The organism is Streptomyces sp. CRCS-T-1 (genome assembly GCF_024442335.1).
In the GTDB taxonomy this organism is placed as follows: domain Bacteria; phylum Actinomycetota; class Actinomycetes; order Streptomycetales; family Streptomycetaceae; genus Streptomyces; species Streptomyces koelreuteriae.
The window spans coordinates 2,570,042-2,589,243 of record NZ_CP101651.1 but is presented as its reverse complement, the minus strand read 5'-3'; the positions used below and the strand labels follow the sequence as shown (position 1 = coordinate 2,589,243).

At 70.1% G+C, this 19,202-nt stretch carries 17 protein-coding genes; 6 read left to right on the top strand and 11 right to left on the bottom strand.

Annotation, left to right across the window (positions count from 1 at the left end):
* Positions 1-42: 42 nt before the first annotated feature.
* From NNW99_RS11300 to NNW99_RS11290, 3 genes are read right to left on the bottom strand one after another with little or no spacing between them, the layout of a single operon-like run.
* Positions 43-804 (bottom strand): amino acid ABC transporter ATP-binding protein, encoded by a 762-nt coding sequence (locus tag NNW99_RS11300; RefSeq protein ID WP_285439950.1) that lies wholly within the window; start codon positions 802-804, stop codon positions 43-45.
* Positions 801-1,742, bottom strand: coding sequence for an amino acid ABC transporter permease (locus NNW99_RS11295; protein WP_215118575.1), 942 nt, complete (start codon positions 1,740-1,742; stop codon positions 801-803). Before NNW99_RS11295 ends, NNW99_RS11300 begins: the two co-directional genes overlap by 4 nt.
* 32 nt (positions 1,743-1,774) lie before the next feature.
* The gene (locus tag NNW99_RS11290) at positions 1,775-2,728 is read right to left on the bottom strand and encodes an ABC transporter substrate-binding protein (RefSeq protein WP_215118574.1); all 954 of its coding nucleotides are present in this window, start codon (positions 2,726-2,728) and stop codon (positions 1,775-1,777) included.
* 594 nt (positions 2,729-3,322) lie between these two features.
* Between NNW99_RS11290 and NNW99_RS11285 the strand changes: the two genes are divergently transcribed.
* From NNW99_RS11285 to NNW99_RS11270, 4 genes are all read left to right on the top strand, one after another.
* Positions 3,323-4,555, top strand: coding sequence for an NADP-dependent malic enzyme (locus NNW99_RS11285; RefSeq protein WP_215118573.1), 1,233 nt, complete (start codon positions 3,323-3,325; stop codon positions 4,553-4,555).
* A 521-nt stretch (positions 4,556-5,076) separates the two neighbouring features.
* Positions 5,077-6,042 (top strand): zinc-binding dehydrogenase, encoded by a 966-nt coding sequence (locus tag NNW99_RS11280; RefSeq protein ID WP_215118572.1) that lies wholly within the window; start codon positions 5,077-5,079, stop codon positions 6,040-6,042.
* A gap of 102 nt (positions 6,043-6,144) precedes the next feature.
* Positions 6,145-6,354, top strand: a complete 210-nt coding sequence (locus NNW99_RS11275) for an HTH domain-containing protein (protein WP_004925761.1) — start codon at positions 6,145-6,147, stop codon at positions 6,352-6,354.
* Positions 6,354-6,917, top strand: coding sequence for a Clp protease N-terminal domain-containing protein (locus tag NNW99_RS11270; protein ID WP_215118571.1), 564 nt, complete (start codon positions 6,354-6,356; stop codon positions 6,915-6,917). Before NNW99_RS11275 ends, NNW99_RS11270 begins: the two co-directional genes overlap by 1 nt.
* 21 nt (positions 6,918-6,938) lie before the next feature.
* Here NNW99_RS11270 and NNW99_RS11265 read toward each other — a convergent pair whose 3' ends face one another.
* Both NNW99_RS11265 and NNW99_RS11260 read right to left on the bottom strand, forming a co-directional pair.
* Positions 6,939-8,030 (bottom strand): PadR family transcriptional regulator, encoded by a 1,092-nt coding sequence (locus NNW99_RS11265; RefSeq protein WP_215118570.1) that lies wholly within the window; start codon positions 8,028-8,030, stop codon positions 6,939-6,941.
* 1 nt (position 8,031) lies between these two features.
* Positions 8,032-9,000 carry a DUF4097 family beta strand repeat-containing protein gene (locus NNW99_RS11260; RefSeq protein ID WP_215118569.1) on the bottom strand — a complete coding sequence of 323 codons (969 nt, stop codon included), beginning with the start codon at positions 8,998-9,000 and terminating at the stop codon, positions 8,032-8,034.
* 148 nt (positions 9,001-9,148) lie between these two features.
* Between NNW99_RS11260 and NNW99_RS11255 the strand changes: the two genes are divergently transcribed.
* Complete coding sequence (locus NNW99_RS11255; RefSeq protein ID WP_215118568.1) at positions 9,149-9,988, top strand: hypothetical protein; 840 nt, start codon at positions 9,149-9,151, stop codon at positions 9,986-9,988.
* Positions 9,989-10,021: 33 nt separating this feature from the next.
* Here NNW99_RS11255 and NNW99_RS11250 read toward each other — a convergent pair whose 3' ends face one another.
* From NNW99_RS11250 to NNW99_RS11230, 5 genes are all read right to left on the bottom strand, one after another.
* Positions 10,022-10,201, bottom strand: a complete 180-nt coding sequence (locus NNW99_RS11250; protein WP_003992906.1) for a DUF6104 family protein — start codon at positions 10,199-10,201, stop codon at positions 10,022-10,024.
* Between the two features lie 86 nt (positions 10,202-10,287).
* Positions 10,288-14,112 carry a multifunctional oxoglutarate decarboxylase/oxoglutarate dehydrogenase thiamine pyrophosphate-binding subunit/dihydrolipoyllysine-residue succinyltransferase subunit gene (locus NNW99_RS11245; protein ID WP_215118567.1) on the bottom strand — a complete coding sequence of 1,275 codons (3,825 nt, stop codon included), beginning with the start codon at positions 14,110-14,112 and terminating at the stop codon, positions 10,288-10,290.
* A gap of 281 nt (positions 14,113-14,393) precedes the next feature.
* Entirely contained in the window at positions 14,394-15,506 is a 1,113-nt protein-coding gene (locus NNW99_RS11240) for a HAMP domain-containing sensor histidine kinase (RefSeq protein WP_215118566.1), read from the bottom strand.
* Positions 15,503-16,243, bottom strand: a complete 741-nt coding sequence (locus tag NNW99_RS11235; RefSeq protein ID WP_215118565.1) for a response regulator transcription factor — start codon at positions 16,241-16,243, stop codon at positions 15,503-15,505. Before NNW99_RS11235 ends, NNW99_RS11240 begins: the two co-directional genes overlap by 4 nt.
* Before the next feature lie 135 nt (positions 16,244-16,378).
* Positions 16,379-17,056 carry a spermidine synthase gene (locus tag NNW99_RS11230; protein WP_215118564.1) on the bottom strand — a complete coding sequence of 226 codons (678 nt, stop codon included), beginning with the start codon at positions 17,054-17,056 and terminating at the stop codon, positions 16,379-16,381.
* A 579-nt stretch (positions 17,057-17,635) separates the two neighbouring features.
* Between NNW99_RS11230 and NNW99_RS11225 the strand changes: the two genes are divergently transcribed.
* Positions 17,636-18,439, top strand: coding sequence for a rhomboid-like protein (locus NNW99_RS11225; protein WP_215118563.1), 804 nt, complete (start codon positions 17,636-17,638; stop codon positions 18,437-18,439).
* A gap of 12 nt (positions 18,440-18,451) precedes the next feature.
* Here the strand turns inward: NNW99_RS11225 and NNW99_RS11220 are convergent, their stop codons facing one another.
* Positions 18,452-19,102, bottom strand: coding sequence for a GNAT family N-acetyltransferase (locus tag NNW99_RS11220; RefSeq protein ID WP_215118562.1), 651 nt, complete (start codon positions 19,100-19,102; stop codon positions 18,452-18,454).
* Positions 19,103-19,202 lie beyond the last annotated feature (100 nt).

Genomic DNA, 19,202 nt, shown 5'->3' with positions numbered 1-19,202 from the left:
GGCGGTACGGAGATCCGTACCGCCCCCTCGGTGTGCGTTTCCTCAGAGCACCTTGGACAGGAACGACTTCGTCCGCTCGTGCTGCGGGTTGGTCAGCACCTCGCGCGGGTGACCGGATTCGACCACCACACCGCCGTCCATGAAGACCAGGCTGTCGCCCACCTCGCGGGCGAAGCCCATCTCGTGGGTGACGACGATCATCGTCATGCCCGACTCGGCGAGGTCGCGCATGACGTCCAGGACGTCACCGACCAGCTCCGGGTCGAGCGCCGAGGTCGGCTCGTCGAACAGCATCAGCTTCGGGTCCATGGCGAGGGCCCGGGCGATGGCGACACGCTGCTGCTGGCCGCCGGAGAGCTGGGAGGGGTAGTTGCCCGCCTTGTCGGCCAGGCCCACCCGGTCCAGCAGCTCTTGGGCGCGGCTGCGGGCCTGGCTCCTGCTCACGCCCTTGACCTGGACCGGTGCCTCCATGACGTTCTCGACGGCCGTCATGTGCGGGAACAGGTTGAAGCGCTGGAAGACCATGCCGATGTCCCGGCGCTTGACCGCGACCTCGCTGTCCTTGAGCTCGTAGAGCTTGTCGCCCTTCTGGCGGTAGCCGACCAGCTCACCGTCCACGTACAGACGGCCGGCGTTGATCTTCTCCAGGTGGTTGATGCACCTCAGGAAGGTCGACTTGCCGGAGCCGGAGGGGCCGATGAGGCAGAACACCTCGCCGGACTTCACCTCCAGGTCGATGCCCTTGAGGACTTCAACGGGGCCGAAGGACTTGTGGACGCCCTCGGCCTTGACCATGGCGGTCATGCGGTGCCTCCCTTCGGCTTGGAGCGGCTGGACAGGGACAGCACGTTCGCCTTGATCTTCTGGAAGGGGGTGGCCGGGAGCGACCGGCTCGAACCACGCGCGTAGTAGCGCTCCAGGTAGTACTGGCCCACGCTGAAGATCGAGGTCAGCAGCAGGTACCAGGCCGCCGCCAGGAACAGCATCTCGGCGGGGGCGCCGGAGGTCTGTCCGATGTCCTGGGCGGCGCGGAGCAGCTCGGGATACTGGACGACCGAGACCAGCGAGGTCGTCTTCAGCATGTTGATGACCTCGTTGCCCGTCGGCGGCACGATCACGCGCATCGCCTGCGGGATGACGATCCGGCGCAGCGTCTTGGTGTGGCTCATGCCGAGCGCGTGCGACGCCTCCGTCTGGCCCTCGTCGACCGAGAGCAGACCGGCACGGCAGATCTCCGCCATGTAGGCCGCCTCGTTGAGGCCGAGGCCCAGCAGTGCCGTCAGGAACGGGGTCATGAAGTCCGACCACTCGTCCTTGTAGAACGGCCCGAGGTTGATGTACTCGAAGACCAGGCCCAGGTTGAACCAGACGATGAGCTGGACCAGGACCGGGGTGCCGCGGAAGAACCAGATGTAGAACCACGCGATCGACGAGGTCACCGGGTTCTTCGACAGGCGCATCACGGCCAGCAGGACGCCGCCGATGATGCCGATCGCCATGGACAGGACGGTCAGCAGGAGCGTCTTGCCCACGCCGTCCAGGATGCGGTCGTCGAAGAAGTAGTCCGGGATCGCGTCCCAGTTGATCTTGCCCTGGGAGAACGCGTAGACGATGCCGCCCAGCAGGGCGAGGGCGACGACGGCGGAGACGTACCGCCCGTAGTGCCGGACCGGGATGGCCTTGATGGCCTCCGGCCCGGCCGGGGGCGTGTCGGCCGGCGTCTTGTCGATGTCAACAGTCACGGGTGTTGCCTTTCAGTGCCGCTGGGGCGCGGTCACTTGCCGCCGTTGATGGTGGCTTCGTCGATGGAGCCGTCCGTGACGCCCCACTTCTTCATGATCTTCTCGTACTCACCGTTGTCGATGATCGCGTCCAGCGCGGCCTTGAGCGCGTCACGCAGCTCCGTCTGGTTCTTGGCGACCGCGATGCCGTACGGAGCGGCCTCGACCTGCTCGCCGACCAGCTGGAAGTCCTTGCCGCCGCCCGAGGTCTTTACCGCGTACGCGGCGACCGGGAAGTCGGACGAACCGGCGGCCGCGCCGCCCGCGCGCAGACGGGTCTGGGCCTGCTGGTCGTTGTCGAAGGGCTCGATGGCGATCTTCTTGCCGGCCGGGCACTTCTTCGACTCCGCCTTGGCGAGGTCCTCGGAGACCGTGCCGCGCTGCAGCACGATCTTCTTGCCGCACAGGTCGGACCAGGTCTTGATGCCCTGGTCATCGCCCTTCTTGGTGTAGATCGAGACACCGGCGGTGAAGTAGTCGACGAAGTCGACGCCCTCACCGACCTTCTTGCCGGTGTCGGAGTCGATGCCCTCCTGGCGGTCCTTGGTGTCGGTCATCGCGGACATGGCGATGTCGTACCGCTTGGAGCGCAGGCCCGTGATCAGCGTGTCGAAGGTGCCGTTCTCGAACTCGAAGTCGACCCCGAGCTGCTTGCCCATGGCGGCGGCGAGGTCCGGGTCGATACCGACCGTCTTGCCCGCGTTGTCCTTGAACTCGACCGGGGCGTAGGCGATGTCCGAACCGACCTTGATGACGCCCTTGTCACGGATGGACTTCGGCAGCTTGTCGGCGAGCGGGGCCGAGGCCGCCGTGTCGCTGTCCGAGCCGTTGTCCTGGGTCTGGTCACCGCATCCGGTGAGCAGCAGCGCGCCTGCGACCGCGATCGCACCGACCGCTGCTAGCCGGGAGTGCGCGGCGGTCGTACGACGGGTGGAGCTTGCGGTCATGGTGGGTTCCTCCGGCGGATGGGTGGAGTTGCCGATGGGGCCGGCGTCTGCTGGTACAGCAGTGCCATAGGTCGACGAGAGCACACGCCTTCGAGTGTCGCGACCTCGTGTGATTACGGCATCTTGCCATTCGGACTGCGGCATTCTGGGCGCCATCCATGTCAAAATCGGATAACGGGCGACCCCCGAACCGCACCACTCCGGTACATCACGGCCGGACCTTCTGTTGGAATCTTTCCTTCCGGCCGGAAGATCTTCGGCGAATCCCGGGATTTCGGTACGGGGGCCGTGGGCTTCGCCGACGCTTGAGCGGTTGCCGCTGGTTTGTCCAGACCTTGTCCCGGTTTTGGGCGAAGAGTCGGAGCGCGTGCATGTGACCTTCGCGTTATGGACTCGTCGTCGATGCCGTCCGTCCGGTAAGAAGGGTCTTTACACCCCTCATCCGGGGCTCAGGGCGCGTGTGCGGCGCGCCCGTCGCGTATGTGCCCGTACGAAACTCGTACACAGCACGACCATGGCCGTACGCGGTGCCCGCCCACCCCTCACCAGGAGTGGCCACCCTCAAACCAATGAAGATTTAAGGGGTAAAACGAAGTGGCAGCGGAGATCGTCAATCCTCGCAGCGGAAGCACGACGGACCATACGGGTCACGAGGGCGGTGCGGAGCCCCTCGACTCCTTCGACCCGGCGTTCGCGTTGCATCGCGGCGGCAAGATGGCCGTGCAGGCCACGGTGCCGGTCCGTGACAAGGACGACCTGTCCCTGGCGTACACGCCCGGGGTCGCGAAGGTGTGCAGCGCGATCGCGGAGCAGCCGGACCTCGTCCACGATTACACGTGGAAGTCCTCGGTCGTCGCCGTCGTGACGGACGGTACGGCCGTGCTCGGACTCGGTGACATCGGGCCCGAGGCCTCCCTCCCGGTGATGGAGGGCAAGGCGATCCTGTTCAAGCAGTTCGGGGGCGTGGACGCGGTTCCGATCGCGCTGAACTGCACGGACGTCGACGAGATCGTCGAGACCGTGGTGCGGCTCGCGCCCTCGTTCGGCGGGGTCAACCTGGAGGACATCTCGGCGCCCCGGTGCTTCGAGATCGAGCGGAAGCTGCAGGAGCGGCTGGACATTCCCGTCTTCCACGACGACCAGCACGGTACGGCCGTGGTGACGCTGGCGGCCCTGCGGAACGCTGCGCGGCTGAGCCAGCGGTCGCTGGGGGAGCTGCGGGCGGTCATCTCGGGCGCCGGTGCGGCCGGTGTCGCCATCGCGCGGATGCTGGTCGAGGCCGGGATCGGGGATGTCGCGGTCGCCGACCGCAAGGGTGTCGTGTCGGCGGACCGGGACGACCTCACGGCGGTGAAGCAGGAGCTGGCCGGGTTCACGAACAAGGCGGGGATCAGCGGGCCGCTGGAGGCCGCGCTGGACGGGGCCGATGTGTTCATCGGGGTGTCCGGGGGGACGGTGCCGGAGGCGGCGGTCGCCTCCATGGCCAAGGGTGCGTTTGTGTTCGCCATGGCGAACCCGAACCCCGAGGTGCATCCCGAGGTCGCGCACAAGTACGCGTCCGTGGTGGCTACCGGGCGGTCGGACTTCCCCAACCAGATCAACAACGTGCTGGCGTTTCCGGGGATCTTCGCGGGGGCGCTGCAGGTGCGGGCCTCTCGGATCACGGAGGGGATGAAGCTGGCGGCTGCCGAGGCGCTGGCGTCGGTGGTCGGGGACGATCTCGCCGCCGACTACGTCATTCCGTCGCCGTTCGACGAGCGGGTCGCGCCGGCGGTTACGGCGGCTGTGGCTGCGGCTGCGCGGGCTGAGGGTGTGGCTCGGCGCTGACGTGACGTGACGTTGCGGTGATGTGGCCCCGTCCGGGTTGGGCGGGGTCATTTCTTTTGCTGGTGCGGCTGTTTGGGTGGTGGGGGTGCCTGCGGCGCCTGTGCGGGTAGCGCCATCTCGCCGGTGGTGGGTCGGGGCCGCGCCGGGGGGTGTCCGTCCTCGGAACGGCGCGATGGGGTCAGACGCCGACTAGCTGTTCGTTGACGCGCCAACCGCTGCGGGCGGACACCCCCCGACACGTCCCCTTCTCGCCGTACGCGGGTGCGGGCGCGTCCCGGCTGAGCTGCCGTCCGGCCGTCGCCGCGGGCCCGCACCCGCCGCCTAGCCGCGGGCCCGCCCTGCCGCCGCCGCTGCGGGCATGCGTGCCGCTAGGGGCGGCACGGGTGGGCGCGGCGGCACCCCGCTGCGCCGGGTTGCGGACCTACCCGGCACCGGCATCAACGTGGTGCGTCTGGCAAGAGGGTGTGTCTCACATGTGGCGGTGGTTCCAACGGTTGGGTGGGGAACTTATCGTCAAGGTCATGTTCGCTGTCTATGCCGCCCGAATCGACCGCGACCAGCCGCTGACCGGCCTGGAGTTGGGAGAGCGTCCGGCTCCCGAGGCCCGGCCCGGCTGGAGTACCGTCACGGTCAAGGCCGCCTCCCTCAACCACCATGACCTGTGGTCCCTGCGCGGCGTCGGCCTCGCAGAGGACAAGCTGCCGATGATCCTCGGCTGTGACGCCGCCGGTGTCGACGAGGACGGCAACGAGGTCGTCCTGCATTCCGTGATCGGACAGACCGGGCACGGGGTGGGGCCGAACGAGCCCCGTTCCATCCTCACCGAGCGGTATCAGGGCACGTTCGCGGAGCAGGTCGCCGTGCCGACCTGGAACATCCTGCCCAAGCCCAAGGAGCTCTCCTTCGAGGAGGCCGCTTGTCTGCCGACGGCGTGGCTGACCGCGTATCGGATGCTGTTCACCAACGCGGGGGTCCGGCCCGGCGACTCCGTGCTGGTGCAGGGGGCCGGTGGCGGTGTCGCCACGGCCGCCATCGTGCTGGGGAAGGCTGCGGGGCTGCGGGTCTTCGCCACCAGCCGGGACGAGGCCAAGCGGAAGCGGGCCGTGGAGCTGGGGGCCGTGGAGGCGGTGGAGGCCGGGGCGCGGCTGCCGCAGCGGGTCGACGCGGTGATCGAGACGGTCGGGGCGGCGACATGGTCGCACTCCGTGAAGTCGCTGAAGCCCGGGGGCGCGCTGGTGATCTCCGGTGCGACGAGTGGTGACCGGCCGTCGCACGCCGAGCTGACCCGGATCTTCTTCCTCGAGCTCAAGGTCGTCGGCTCCACGATGGGGACCAAGGACGAGCTGGAGGATCTGCTCGCCTTCTGTGCCGCCACCGGTGTGCGGCCCGTGATCGACGAGGTGCTGCCCATGGACCGTGCGCGTGAGGGCTTCGAGCGGCTGGCTTCGGGTGAGCAGTTCGGGAAGGTCGTGCTGACGAACTCCTGAGGTGCTTCGTGCGGGGCGTTGGCGGTCGGTCCGGGACGGGCCGGCCGTTTTCGTTTGTCAACTGGGGTTGACGAGTGTTGGGTGTCAACGTAGGTTGACGGTATGACCGAAGCAACGGATCTGGCCGAGCGCGCGGGTGACCGTGATCCACGGGTCGGCTTGCGGGCCGTCGCCGCGCTGCGCAGGCTGCTGGAGCAGTTGGAAGCCGTACAGGTGCGCAATGCGCGCAATCAGGGCTGGTCGTGGCAGGAGATCGCCGCCGAACTCGGTGTGAGCAGGCAGGCCGTGCACAAGAAGTACGGGAGGCATTGATGTTCGAGCGGTTCACGAAAGACGCCCGGGGTGTGGTGAAGAGCGCCTTCGCGTACGTGGAGGGTGGTGACGGGCAGAGTGTGGAGCCGGAGCATCTGCTGCTGGCGCTGCTCGACCGGGAGGGCAGTCGCGGGTCCTTCGCGCTGACCGCTCTCGGGCTGGGGGAGCGGCGGGAGTCCGTGCGTCAGGCGCTGCGTCAGGCGCGGCGGCGGGCCGGGCTTTCGCAGGCGGATACGGATGCGCTCGCCGGGCTGGGGATCGATGTGGCGGAGATCGTCGCCCGGGTGGAGGAGGTGCACGGGGTCGGCGCACTGTCCGGTGACCACGGCGACAAGGGGTGGTGGTCCGGGCGGGCCTCGTTCGGGCGGGGTGCCAAGGGCGTTCTGGAGCACTCCTTGCGCGTCGCTCTCGCCCAGCGGGACCGGCATATCGGTGATGAGCACATCCTGCTGGCCCTGACCATGCGCCCCGGCGTGCCGGCCGAGGTCCTCGCCGACCACGGGGTGACGTACGAGTCCCTGGTGCGGGTGCTGTACGGCGGTGGCGAGGCCAAGGCCGGGTGACGGGGCTTCCCTGCCGGCCGCCTACTTCTTCGGCGAGCGCAGCAGTGCTCCCAGGTGGGCCGCCGCTGTCGACAGGTGGTGGCGGGCGTCGCGGAGTTGGTCGGAGGTGACGCCGTGGTCGCGGGCCGCGTCGCGGATGTCGTCCCGGAAGCGGTCGAGCAGGCGGTCCAGGTCGCGGGCCGGGTCGCCGGTGGAGTCCGCCGCGTCCTCGTGGGCCCAGGCCGGTTCGTAGGCGGCCGGGAAGTCCGCGGGGGGCTGGGATGAGGGGGGCTGGGATGACGGGGACGGCTCGGGGGCCGGCCGCTGGGTGTCGGCCCCCGAGCCGGTGCCCGTCCAGTCGAAGCCGAAGTCCTTGCCGTAGCCCTTTCCGAACTCGCCGACCTCCTTCACCAGTTCGCTCAAGCCCTCGCGCAGGCCCGTCGGCCAGTCGCCCCGGGTGAAGTGGTCCTGCACCTGCTCCTGGACCTTGCGGGCGATGTGCTGCACCTGCTCCTGGGCCTGGGCCCGGGCCTGCTCCTGGGCCTCCTTGGCCTGGCGGCGGGCGCGCTGGGCGTCCTCGCGGGCGCGGCGGCTCTCGTCCTTGGCGCGGCGGGCCTGTTCCTTCCACTCCTGCCGGGCGCGCCGCATCTCCTCCTTGGCGACGCGCCAGGCCTCCTTGTCGCCGTAGGCCGTGAAGTCCCCGAAGGGGGTGTCCTGCGCGCCGGAGGTCTTGCCGCCGTTGCCGCGGCGGGCCTCGGTCGCCGCCGCGCGCATCTCGCGGCGCAGGTCGCCCGCGGCTCCGCGCACATCGGCCTGGATCTCGGCGGCCAGCTCGGCGACCGACTCCCGGATCTCCAGTTCCAGATCGGCCAGTTCGCCGCTGCGGTCGGCCAGTTCGGCCCGGCCGGCGTCCGTGATCGAGTAGACCTTGCGGCCGCCCTCGGTGGTGTGGGTGACCAGGCCCTCGGTCTCCAGCTTGGCCAGGCGCGGGTAGACCGTGCCCGCCGAGGGTGCGTACAGCCCCTGGAAGCGCTCCTCGAGGAGGCGGATCACCTCGTAGCCGTGGCGGGGGGCCTCGTCCAGCAGCTTCAGCAGGTAGAGGCGGAGGCGGCCGTGGGCGAAGACGGGGGGCATGTCAGAGCACCTTCTTGTCGGTCGTGCCGTCGGCCGGGACGCCGGTGGCGCCCTCGCCCCGGCCGGAGACGGAATTGTCTCCCGAGTCGCCCTGCGGGCCGGCCGGCGGGTCCGTCGGCGAGCCGCTCGTGCCGGGGTGCGTCTCCCAGGGCTCCTCCTCGTCCTCTCCGGCCGGGCGGCGCAGCAGGGCGATCGAGCCGGAGACGGTGGTGGCCCGCAGCGTGCCGTTGCCCGCGCCGAGACGGCCTGTGATCTTGTGGGCGCCCCACTGGCCGTGTACCCGCAGACCGTCGAAGGTGTTGGAGATCGCTCCGCTCGCGGTGTTGGCCTCGACCTCCGCGTCCGCCGGGTAGGGCAGGCGGATCGCGATCTCGCCCGAGACGCTGGTCAGCCGCACATCGGTGGGGCCGTCCGGGTCGAGGTCGATGATCATGGAGCCGCTGACCGATTCGGCCCGCACGGAGGGGCCGGAGCCCTCGACCACCGTGAGGTCGCCGGAGACGGAGTTGAACCGGAGGTCACCGGTCACGTCCTGGGCCTCCAGGCTGCCGGAGACCGTGTCGGCGCGGACCGGGCCGGAGAGCCCCACCAGGGTCGTGTCGCCCGTGACGCCCTTCACCACCGACGGTCCCTGGATCCCGGAGACCACGGCGGCCGCGCCGACCACCCCCACCTCCACCCGGGTGGAGGCCGGGACCGCCAGGGAGACCACCGCGCTGCGACGCCAGCCCTTGCGGTCCAGCCACTTGAGGAAGCCCTTCCAGGGCAGGTCCTCGTAGGCCACGGTGAGGGTGCCGTCCTCCTGGGTCACCACCAGGGGTGGGCCCTCGATCTCGGAGATCTCCAGGCGGGCGGAACCTTCGTCGGTGCCCACCACGTTCACCGTTCCGTTGACGAGTCGCACATGCAGATCGCTCACGGGCTCGTCGAAGGTGAGCTTCTTCGGTTCCGCGACGGACCACTCGGACATGGTGCAGACCTCCCCGACTCAACGCGCCATATCGCGTCTTCTCGTATTCACGATATATCGTGGACAAGGAAAGTCAAGGCACTCGTTCTGGGGATGGCAGGGCGGGCAAAAGTGTTCAAAGGTGAGCGATTCGCCCTAGCGTGTGACCATGTCGACGGAAGCTGGCCGTACCGGTCCCGAGGGTTCCGCCCCTGGCGCGCTGCTGCTGTGCCGGGCGGTGCCCGGGGCCGTCGCTCCCGTCGCCCACCTGCTGCGTGAGCCCATGCAGGTCGTCCGCGCGGGCGATGAATGGAGCGTGCTCGTCCCGGAGGGCGGGCCCTGGCGGGACGGCGGCGAGCCCGTCGACCGGGTGATCAGCGGCTGGGCCACGGCCCTCGCCGTCGGGGCGCCCTGGCCCGTGCTCGCCCTGTGGTGGGACGCCGACCACGCGGGTTTCCTGCTGGCGTCCGGTTTCCGCCGCCCGGTCGGCTTCGTCTGGCTCGCGAGCGGCGTCCCGGTGGGGGAGGACGAGGCGATGCGCACCTTCGCCGCGCGCGTGGGCCTCGATCCCGTCCTGGACGTCCAGGCCCTCGAGCGACTGGCGAAGGCCGACACCGCCGCCGACGCCCGCGCCCGGCTGCGCGGCCTGCTGGCGGTCCTTGCGCGCGTGGGCGTCTCGCCGCCTCCCGAACTCGCCCTCGGCGAGCCCGCCGACCGCCTCCGGGCAGCCGCCGCGCTCCTGCCGGACAGCCTCCCGGTCGCATGGCCGGGCGGGCGCGAGGCCGTCGGCGAACGCCGCGCGGCTGCTCACAGCCGCCTCGGCCCCTGGATGCCCTGGACCGGCGACCCCAGGGCCCGCGCCCTGGCACTCGCTCAGGTGGCGGCGGGCGTACCGCTCCTGGCCTGGGCGCTACGGCGGCGCAGCGGGGGCTGGGCCGCGGCCGGAGGGCTGCTTCTGGCCAACGGCACGCTGGGACTGGCGTACGGCCTCATGTATCCACGCGACTGACACCCTGAAAGGCCGCCCGGAGCCGGCGGATCCCTACTCGTCGTCCTCGTCGTCCAGCCGTGCCAGCCAGGTCGCCAGGCGCTCCACCGGCACCTCGAAGTCGGGGTTCAGGTCGACGAACGTCCGCAGTTGCTCGGCGAGCCACTCGAAGGTGACCTCCTCCTCGCCGCGCCGCTTCTCCAGTTCCTCGATGCCACGGTCCGTGAAGTACATGCCGTCAAGGATAGGTGCGCACACACGGCCGGGCCGCACCCCCGTAGCGGGGATGCGGCCCGGTCACATGCGACGCGCGAGGGTGCTTACGCCTCGAACACCTCACGCACCAACTGCTCCTGCTCGGCCTGGTGCCGCTTCGCGGAACCGACCGCCGGGGACGAGCTGTGCGGGCGCGAGATGCGGCGCAGGCGCTCGCCGTGCGGGACGTCGGCGCCGACCGCCAGGTCCAGGTGGTCGATCAGGTTGAGCGCGATGAACGGCCAGGCACCCTGGTTCGCCGGCTCCTCCTGGGCCCACAGGTACTTCTCGGCGTTCGGGTACTTCTTGATCTCCGCCTGGAGCTCGGCACCCGGCAGCGGGTACAGGCGCTCGATGCGGATGATCGCCGTGTCCGTGACGCCGCGCTTCTGACGCTCGGCCTCCAGGTCGTAGTAGACCTTGCCGGCGCAGAAGACGACCTTCTTGACCGCGGCCGGGTCGACCGACGCGTCGCCGATGACCGGCTGGAACTGGCCCGTCGTGAACTCCTCCGCCTGAGCCGCCGCCGCCTTCAGGCGCAGCATCGACTTCGGCGTGAAGACCACCAGCGGCTTGTGGTGCGGGTTGTGCACCTGCCACCGCAGGAGGTGGAAGTAGTTCGACGGCGACGTCGGCGTGGCGACCGTCATGTTGTTCTGGGCGCACATCTGGAGGAAGCGCTCTGGGCGGGCCGAGGAGTGGTCCGGGCCCTGGCCCTCGTAGCCGTGCGGCAGGAGCAGGACGACGCCGGACGTCTGGGCCCACTTCTGCTCGGCCGACGAGATGAACTCGTCCACGACCGTCTGGGCGCCGTTGACGAAGTCGCCGAACTGCGCCTCCCACATCACGAGCGCCTCGGGGCGGGCCAGCGAGTAGCCGTACTCGAAGCCCATCGCCGCGTACTCGGAGAGGAGGGAGTTGTAGACGTTCAGCCGCGCCTGGTCCTCGGAGAGGTACTGCAGCGGCGTGTACTCCTCGCCGGTGCTGCGGTCGATGATGACCGCGTGGCGCTGGCCGAACGTACCGCGCTGCGAGTCCTGGCCCGCCAGGCGGACCGGGACGCCCTCCAGCAGGAGGGAGCCGATGGCGAGGGTCTCGCCCATGCCCCAGTCGATGGTGCCGTCCTCGACCATCGCCGCCCGGCGCTGCAGCTGCGGCAGCAGACGCGGGTGGACGGTGATGTGGTCGGGGATGTTGACCTGGGACTCGGCGATCCGCTTGACGACCTCCGAGGTGACCGCGGTGTTCACGGCGACCGGGAACTCGGCCTGCGGGTCGCTGGGCTCCGCGGCGGCCGGCTGCGAGGTGGCCTCGCGGACCTCCGTGAAGACCTTCTCGAGCTGGCCCTGGTAGTCCTGCAGCGCCTGCTCGGCCTCTTCCAGGGTGATGTCGCCGCGACCGATGAGGGACTCGGTGTAGAGCTTGCGCACCGAGCGCTTCTTGTCGATCAGGTCGTACATCAGCGGCTGGGTGAAGGCCGGGTTGTCCGACTCGTTGTGACCGCGGCGGCGGTAGCAGATGAGGTCGATCACCACGTCCTTGTTGAACGCCTGGCGGAACTCGAAGGCCAGCCGCGCGACGCGCACGACGGCCTCGGGGTCGTCGCCGTTCACATGGAAGATCGGGGCCTCGATCATGCGGGCCACGTCCGTCGCGTACATGGAGGAACGCGAGGACTCGGGGGCCGCGGTGAAGCCGACCTGGTTGTTGATGACGATGTGGACCGTGCCGCCGGTGCGGTAGCCGCGCAGCTGCGACATGTTCAGGGTCTCGGCCACCACGCCCTGGCCCGCGAAGGCCGCGTCGCCGTGGATCGCCACCGGCAGGACCGTGAAGTCGGTGCCGCCCTTGTTGATGATGTCCTGCTTGGCGCGCGAGACGCCCTCCAGGACCGGGTCCACCGCCTCCAGGTGCGAGGGGTTGGCGGTGAGCGAGACCTTGATCTGCTCGCCGTCCAGGCCGGTGAAGGTGCCCTCGGCGCCCAGGTGGTACTTCACGTCGCCGGAGCCGTGCATCGACTTCGGGTCGAGGTTGCCCTCGAACTCGCGGAAGATCTGCGCGTACGACTTGCCGACGATGTTCGCCAGGACGTTCAGCCGGCCGCGGTGGGCCATGCCGACGACGACCTCGTCGAGACGGGACTCCGCCGCGCTGTCGAGGACCGCGTCCAGCAGCGGGATGACGGACTCGCCGCCCTCCAGGGAGAACCGCTTCTGGCCGACGTACTTCGTCTGCAGGAAGGTCTCGAAGGCCTCGGCGGCGTTCAGCCGGCGCAGGATGCGCAGCTGCTCCTCGCGCTCCGGCTTGGTGTGCGCGCGCTCGATCCGGTCCTGGATCCACCGGCGCTGCTTCGGGTCCTGGATGTGCATGAACTCGACGCCGGTGGTGCGGCAGTACGAGTCGCGCAGCACACCGAGGATGTCGCGCAGCTTCATCAGGGACTTGCCGGAGAAGCCGCCGACGGCGAACTCGCGCTCCAGGTCCCACAGGGTGAGCCCGTGCTCGGTGATGTCGAGGTCGGGGTGCTTGCGCTGCTGGTACTCCAGCGGGTCGGTGTCGGCCATGACGTGGCCGCGGACCCGGTAGGAGTGGATCAGCTCGAAGACGCGGGCGGCCTTCGTGACGTCGTCGTCGTGGCTGGCGTCGATGTCCTTGAGCCAGCGGACCGGCTCGTAGGGGATGCGCAGCGCCTCGAAGATGTCGTCGTAGAAGCCGTTCTCACCGAGGAGGAGGTTCGCGACGATCCGCAGGAACTCGCCGGAGGCGGCGCCCTGGATGACCCGGTGGTCGTAGGTCGACGTGAGCGTCATGACCTTCGAGATGCCGAGCTTGTTCAGGGTGTCCTGGGACGTGCCCTGGAACTCCGCCGGGTAGTCCATGGAGCCGACGCCCATGATCACCGACTGGCCGGGCATCAGCCGCGGCACGGAGTGGACGGTGCCGAGGCCGCCGGGGTTGGTCAGGGAGACCGTCACGCCGGTGAAGTCGTCCATGCCGAGCTTGCCGTCGCGAGCACGGCGGACGATGTCCTCGTAGGCCTGCCAGAACTCGAAGAAGTTCAGCGTCTCGGCCTTCTTGATGCCCGCGACCACGAGCTGGCGGTCGCCGTTGGGCTTGACCAGGTCGATGGCGAGGCCGAAGTTGACGTGCTCCGGCTTGACCAGGGTCGGCTTGCCGTCCTTCTCCACGAAGGAGTAGTTCATCGACGGCATGGCCTTGATGGCCTGCACCATCGCGTAGCCGATCAGGTGCGTGAAGGAGATCTTCCCGCCCCGGGCGCGCTTCAGGTGGTTGTTGATGACGATGCGGTTGTCGAAGAGCAGCTTCACCGGGACGGCGCGCACGGACGTGGCCGTGGGCACCTCCAGCGAGGCGTTCATGTTCTTCGCGACGGCGGCGGCGGGGCCGCGCAGCACGACCTGCTCGGGGCCCGAGGGGGCCTCGGCGGCGGGCTCGGCCTTCGGCTTCGCGGCGGCCGGCTTGGCGGGGGCCGGAGCGGCCTTCGCCGGGGCGGCGGTCTGGGCCGGGGCCTGCGCGGCGGGCTTCGCCTGGGCCGGAGCCGAGGGAGCCGGCGCGGCGGCGGGCTTCTCGGCCGCCGGGGCGGGGGCCGCGGCCTGTGCGGGGGCGGCCTGGGCCGCAGGCTGTGCGGTGGTGGTGCCCGCGGCCCCCGCGGCCGCGGTACCCGCCGGAGCCGAGGCGGCGGCCGCCCCTGGCTTGTAGTCGGCGAAGAAGTCCCACCAGGCTCGGTCTACCGAGTTCGGGTCCTGGAGGTACTGCTGATAGATCTCGTCGACGAGCCACTCGTTGGCACCGAACGACGCGGCAGGGTTCTTCCCCGCTTGGTCGGTGTCGGTCGAGATGCTCGAGTTACTGGGGGACTGTGGCGACACGGCGGCAACCGCCCTCTTCCGCTTCACAAGATGATGGACAGCGGGAATCAAGGCTACGCCTCCCGGACCGTGAAGGTCAGGCCGGGCCCGTTCAACGTCACGCAAGTCACACTTTGAAGAGTGTTTCAGGGCTTGAAATGGCGGGAAACAAGCGTGGTTCCGCTTAGGGAGGGAAGGGGGGAGCGGCACCCGGGGCGCCGACGGCGCGGGTCTGTGCCTGATCACACGTGTCCGTCAGCGCGGACGCCCGTGGATCTTGAGGCTCCGCTTCGAACTTTACGTCAACTTGGCAGAGAGGGAAGCCCTGGAAGAGTGACAAGAATCCGGCAACCTCGCTCGGATTCGGCCACTCCGATCCGACCGCCGTGCAGATCCACCGCCCAGCGGGCGATGGCGAGGCCGAGACCTGTGCCGCCGTCGCTGCCCGGGCCCTGCGGCCGCTTGGCGCTGCCGCGGTTGAACCGCTCGAACACCCGGTGCCACTCGGACTTCGGAATGCCGGGTCCCTCGTCCAGGACCTCCAGCTCCAGCGACTCCGGCAGCGCCCCGCGCCGCGCCTTGACCGTCACCCGGCCGTGCGGCGGGCTGTGCTTGACCGCGTTGTCGATGAGGTTGGCCACGACCTGGTGGATGCGCTCCGGGTCGGCGTGCGCGGTCAGCTCCGGCGGGGAGACGTCGAGGTGCAGATGGACGTCCGTACGGGTGTGACTGCCCGAGCCGGTGGCGATGCCCGCGCGCACGGAGGCGACCATGTTGGCCTCCTTCAGCACGCCCGACAGATACGGCCACACCTCGAAGCGCCGCTGTTTCAGCGGTACGACGCCGTTGTCCAGGCGGGACAGGTCCAGCAGCGTCTCCACCAGCCGGCCGAGCCGCTCGGTCTGCTTCAGGGCCGTGCGCATCGTCTCCGGGTCGGCCTGGGTGACGCCGTCGACGATGTTCTCCAGCACCGCGCGCAGCCCCGCGATGGGCGTGCGCAGCTCGTGCGAGACATTCGCCACCAGCTCCTTGCGCTGGCGGTCCTGGGCCTCCAGCTCGTCGGCCATGGCGTTGATCGTCACCGCAAGGTCGCCCAGCTCGTCACGGCGGTTGTCCCGCACCCGGCGGGTGTAGTCGCCCTGTGAGATGGAGCGGGCCACAGCGGTCATCTCGTCCAGCGGCGCGGTGAGCGAATGGGCCACGAACTGCGTAATGAGGAGCGTGGCGATCATCGAGAAGACCGTGATGAAGCGCAGCTCCGTCTTCGTGTGCACCGCGATCACCGAAAGGCCTGTGGTGATCAGCACCGAGATGACGACCAGCGCGCCCAGCTTGGTCTTGATCGAGAACGGGCTCACCCCGCCCCAGGGTTCCGGCTCCCCGGGGTTTCTCCGTGCGGCCGGCCCGCCGCTCATGGCGTCGGGGTCTCCAGGGCGTAGCCCACACCGTGCACGGTGCGGATCCGCTCGGCGCCGATCTTCCGGCGCAGCGCCTTGATGTGGCTGTCGACGGTCCGGGTGCCGGAGGCGTCCGCCCAGTCCCAGACCTCGGCGAGCAGCTGCTCGCGCGAGAGCACCGCGCGCGGGGTGTTCGCCAGACAGACCAGCAGGTCGAACTCGGTCGGGGTGAGGTGAACATCCTCACTGCGCACCCGCACGCGCCGCTGCGCGTGGTCGATCTCCAGCTCGCCGAGGCGCAGGATGCCGCTGCGCGGCGTCGCTGCGGCCAGCGCGGCCCGCTCCACACGGCGCAGCAGCACGTGCACACGCGCCGCCAGCTCCCGCATCGAGAACGGCTTCGTCATGTAGTCGTCGGCGCCGACGCCCAGACCGACCAGCATGTCGGTCTCGTCGTCGCGCGCGGTGAGCATCATCACCGGCACCGGCCGGGCGGCCTGCACACGCCGGCAGACCTCCAGACCGTCGAAGCCGGGCAGCATGATGTCGAGGATCAGCAGGTCGGGCTGCCAGGCCTCGGCCGTGTCGACCGCCGCCGGACCGTCGCCCGCCGTTTGCACGAGGAACCCCTCGGCGCGCAGGCGGGTCGCGATGGCGTCCACGATCGTGGCGTCGTCCTCGACGACGAGAACCCGGCGCTGTGCACCCGGGCTGGCCGTCGCCGAACCGTTGTGGGAGGTCTGTGTCTGCTCCATCGCCCGCCCCTGGGGTGTGCTTTCCGGAATCAGTGGGGTGATTCCTTCTGACTGGCTGTGCCTGCGCATGGTTGCGATTGACGCTTGAATGATCGGCGTCAGAGGAGCAGCGTACGGGGAGTCAGCACGCCTTTGCTATCCAGGGCGGATGCCGAGGTGCACGACGTCGGGAACGCCCCGGGCAACCGGGATCTCTTCGGTACGCACCCGCTGGAACCCGGCATTCCGCAAGGTTTCTTCGAATTCCGGAGAGGGCTGGGCGGACCAGACGGCGAGTACCCCACCGGGTCTCAACACCCGCGCGCAGCTTGCCAGTCCGGCCTGCGAGTAGAGATTTCCGTTGCCCTCCGTGACAGTCCAGCCGGGGCCGTTGTCGATGTCGAGACACAGGGCGTCGAACGTGTCGGATGTCTCATTGACGTAGGTCACGAGATCGGCTTCGACGATTTTCGCGCGAGGGTCGGCCAGAGCCTCGGCGGAGAACACGGAGAGCGGGCCGTCGAGGTGCCATTCGACGATCGCATGCTCGCGTTCCACGACCGCGATCCCTCCCCAACGGGGGTCCGCCGCCGCGTGGGCCAGGGAGAAGCCGACGCCGAGCCCGCCGATCAGCACGTCCGGACGGTCCCGGCCCTCCAGCGCGTCCAGGGCCGCGTCGACCAGCCGCCGCTCCGAGCGGCCGTCGGAGGTGTCCATCAGGAAACAGCCGTTGGCGATGATCTCCAGCCGGTCTCCGTGCCGCCGCAGCACGACCTCGCCGTGCGGGCCCTCGCGACGGTCCAGTACATCGGGAAGGTCGTTCGAGGTGGGCATCGGAACATCCTGGCAGGTGCGGGGTGCCGGGCGCCAAGCATTACGGAGCGGGCGCGGCGGACGAGGTGTGCGGCAGGGAGTGGTGCGGCGGGCGGGTGTGCGGCAGGGAGTGGTGCGGCGGACGTCGTGTGCGGCGGAGGCGGGGGCGGTGCGGAGTGGCGGCTTGGACGCGGTGTGCGGCGTGGAGCGGGTGCGGCGGACGAGGTGTGCGGCAGGGGGCGCGGCGGGCGGGTGTGCGGCAGGGAGTGGTGCGGCGGACGTCGTGTGCGGCGGAGGCGGGGGCGGTGCGGAGTGGCGGCTTGGACGCGGTGTGCGGCGTGGAGCGGGTGCGGCGGACGAGGTGTGCGGCAGGGGGCGCGGCGGGCGGGTGTGCGGCAGGGAGTGGTGCGGCGGACGTCGTGTGCGGCGGAGGCGGGGGCGGTGCGGAGTGGCGGCTTGGACGCGGTGTGCGGCGTGGAGCGGGTGCGGCGGACGCCGTGCGCGGCTCTCGGGTTGCTGTGAATCGCCTCTCGCGTGGCGCCGGTCACAGACAGTGGGGTAGGTGTACGCGAAGGCTGGGGCCTGACGGAAGGAGCGCCCGTGGCGGAACGCACCGCGCCGCCCGACGAGACGGCTGTGACGGCGCCGACGGGCGCGCCCGTCTCCGATACGCCGGGGCTGCTGGACGGGGTTCCCCGGCAGCGGGGCCCGCGGGAGAGCGTGGACGCGGGCGTACGGGAATCCCTCCCGGTGCGGGAGCCGCGGCTCCGGGTGCCGCTGCGGCCCTGGCGGTTGGTGCCCACGCCCACCGGCACGCCCTTCACCTTCGGGTACGCGGTCGTCCTCTGTGTCACCTCGCTGATCTCCGCCTACGCGGACCCCGCGCTGGTGCACGCCCTGCTCCAAGGCTCCAGCACCGATGTGGCGCATCTGGTGCGGACGCCGGAGCTGGTGCTGATCGGCAGCGCGCTGTGGGTCGCGGGCGGGGTGGCCTCGCCGTTCACGATCGGGTTCGTGCTGGTGCTGACCGCCCTGGAGCGGCGGATCGGCGGCCTGCGCACGGCCGGTGTCTTCCTGCTCGGGCATGTCCTCGCCACTCTGGCGACCGAGGTCCCGGTGGGGCTGGCGGTGCTGGCCGGGCATCTCCCCGACAGTTCGCTGCACCGGCTCGACTACGGCGTCAGCTTCGGTGTCGCGGCCGGCACCGGCGCCCTGGCCGGTCTGCTCTCCCCCTGGCTGCGCGTGCCCCTGCTGGCCGTCTTCGGCGGGATGCTGCTCCAGGACCTCCTCGCCTTCACCGACCCGATGACGAACTGGGGCCATCTGATCGCCCTGGCCATCGGCATCGCGACCTGGCCGGTGCTGCGGCGGTGGGGCGCGAAGCGCGCCCGTGCCGGGAGCTGAGAGCGAGGCTCGTCAGGCCGGCGTGACGTCGTGCCTGGCACTGGTCAGCAGTGCCGTCGCCTCCCAGCCCAGTGCCTCGTAGAGCCCTCGTCCCGCAGGGGTCCCGGACAGGACGCCGGTGCGTGCCCCCTGCTGGAAGGCGGCGTTCTGCAGGGTCCGCATGACGAGGCTGCCGAGCCCTCTGCGGCGATGCCCGGGTGCCGTCTCTATCTGGTCGGCGACGGCGGTCGCGCCCGTCGGGGCGATCTGGCCGCGCGCCGCGAGGGAGCCGTCCGGCGCGGCGACCAGGACGCGCGTGACCCCGCCGCGTGACCAGGTCCGCAGCCGGTAGCCGTCGGGCACGTCCGGAACGTCGTCCGCCGTCAGGGGAACCGTCATCAGATAGCCGGGCTCGGGGTCGATCCACCAGCTCTCGTCCAGCCAGCCGGCGACCACCGAAGGATCCTGGAACGCCTTCAGCCAGACCGCGTCCCCGGTCACGTCGCCGGCCACCTTGCGCACGGTCGACTCGTCGAGATTCCCGCCCGTCGCGCCGAACACATGGCGTGTGACGTGGCCGAACGCCCCCACGTCGATCGTGCAGCCCCAGGGCTCGGCCACCGGTGGAGCCGCCCCGCGCGACACGACCCATCCGTCCACCCATGCCCGCACGGTCGCTTCCACGCCGCCCCCCAAGTAATAGTCACTGATGCCCTTTATCTATTACGGGAGTGACCTTACGCGCCCGGCCTTCTCTCGTGTCACAAGTGATCGCTCACAGCGA

Coding starts and splice junctions, on each gene's coding strand:
- NNW99_RS11230 (WP_215118564.1), bottom strand. CDS start 17,056: ATGCCCACCTCGAACGACCTTCCCGATGTACTGGACCGTCGCGAGGGC.
- NNW99_RS11275 (WP_004925761.1), top strand. CDS start 6,145: ATGACCGAAGCAACGGATCTGGCCGAGCGCGCGGGTGACCGTGATCCA.
- NNW99_RS11290 (WP_215118574.1), bottom strand. CDS start 2,728: ATGACCGCAAGCTCCACCCGTCGTACGACCGCCGCGCACTCCCGGCTA.
- NNW99_RS11235 (WP_215118565.1), bottom strand. CDS start 16,243: ATGGAGCAGACACAGACCTCCCACAACGGTTCGGCGACGGCCAGCCCG.
- NNW99_RS11240 (WP_215118566.1), bottom strand. CDS start 15,506: ATGAGCGGCGGGCCGGCCGCACGGAGAAACCCCGGGGAGCCGGAACCC.
- NNW99_RS11300 (WP_285439950.1), bottom strand. CDS start 804: ATGACCGCCATGGTCAAGGCCGAGGGCGTCCACAAGTCCTTCGGCCCC.
- NNW99_RS11280 (WP_215118572.1), top strand. CDS start 5,077: ATGTTCGCTGTCTATGCCGCCCGAATCGACCGCGACCAGCCGCTGACC.
- NNW99_RS11250 (WP_003992906.1), bottom strand. CDS start 10,201: ATGTACTTCACGGACCGTGGCATCGAGGAACTGGAGAAGCGGCGCGGC.
- NNW99_RS11260 (WP_215118569.1), bottom strand. CDS start 9,000: ATGTCCGAGTGGTCCGTCGCGGAACCGAAGAAGCTCACCTTCGACGAG.
- NNW99_RS11255 (WP_215118568.1), top strand. CDS start 9,149: ATGTCGACGGAAGCTGGCCGTACCGGTCCCGAGGGTTCCGCCCCTGGC.
- NNW99_RS11265 (WP_215118570.1), bottom strand. CDS start 8,030: ATGCCCCCCGTCTTCGCCCACGGCCGCCTCCGCCTCTACCTGCTGAAG.
- NNW99_RS11270 (WP_215118571.1), top strand. CDS start 6,354: ATGTTCGAGCGGTTCACGAAAGACGCCCGGGGTGTGGTGAAGAGCGCC.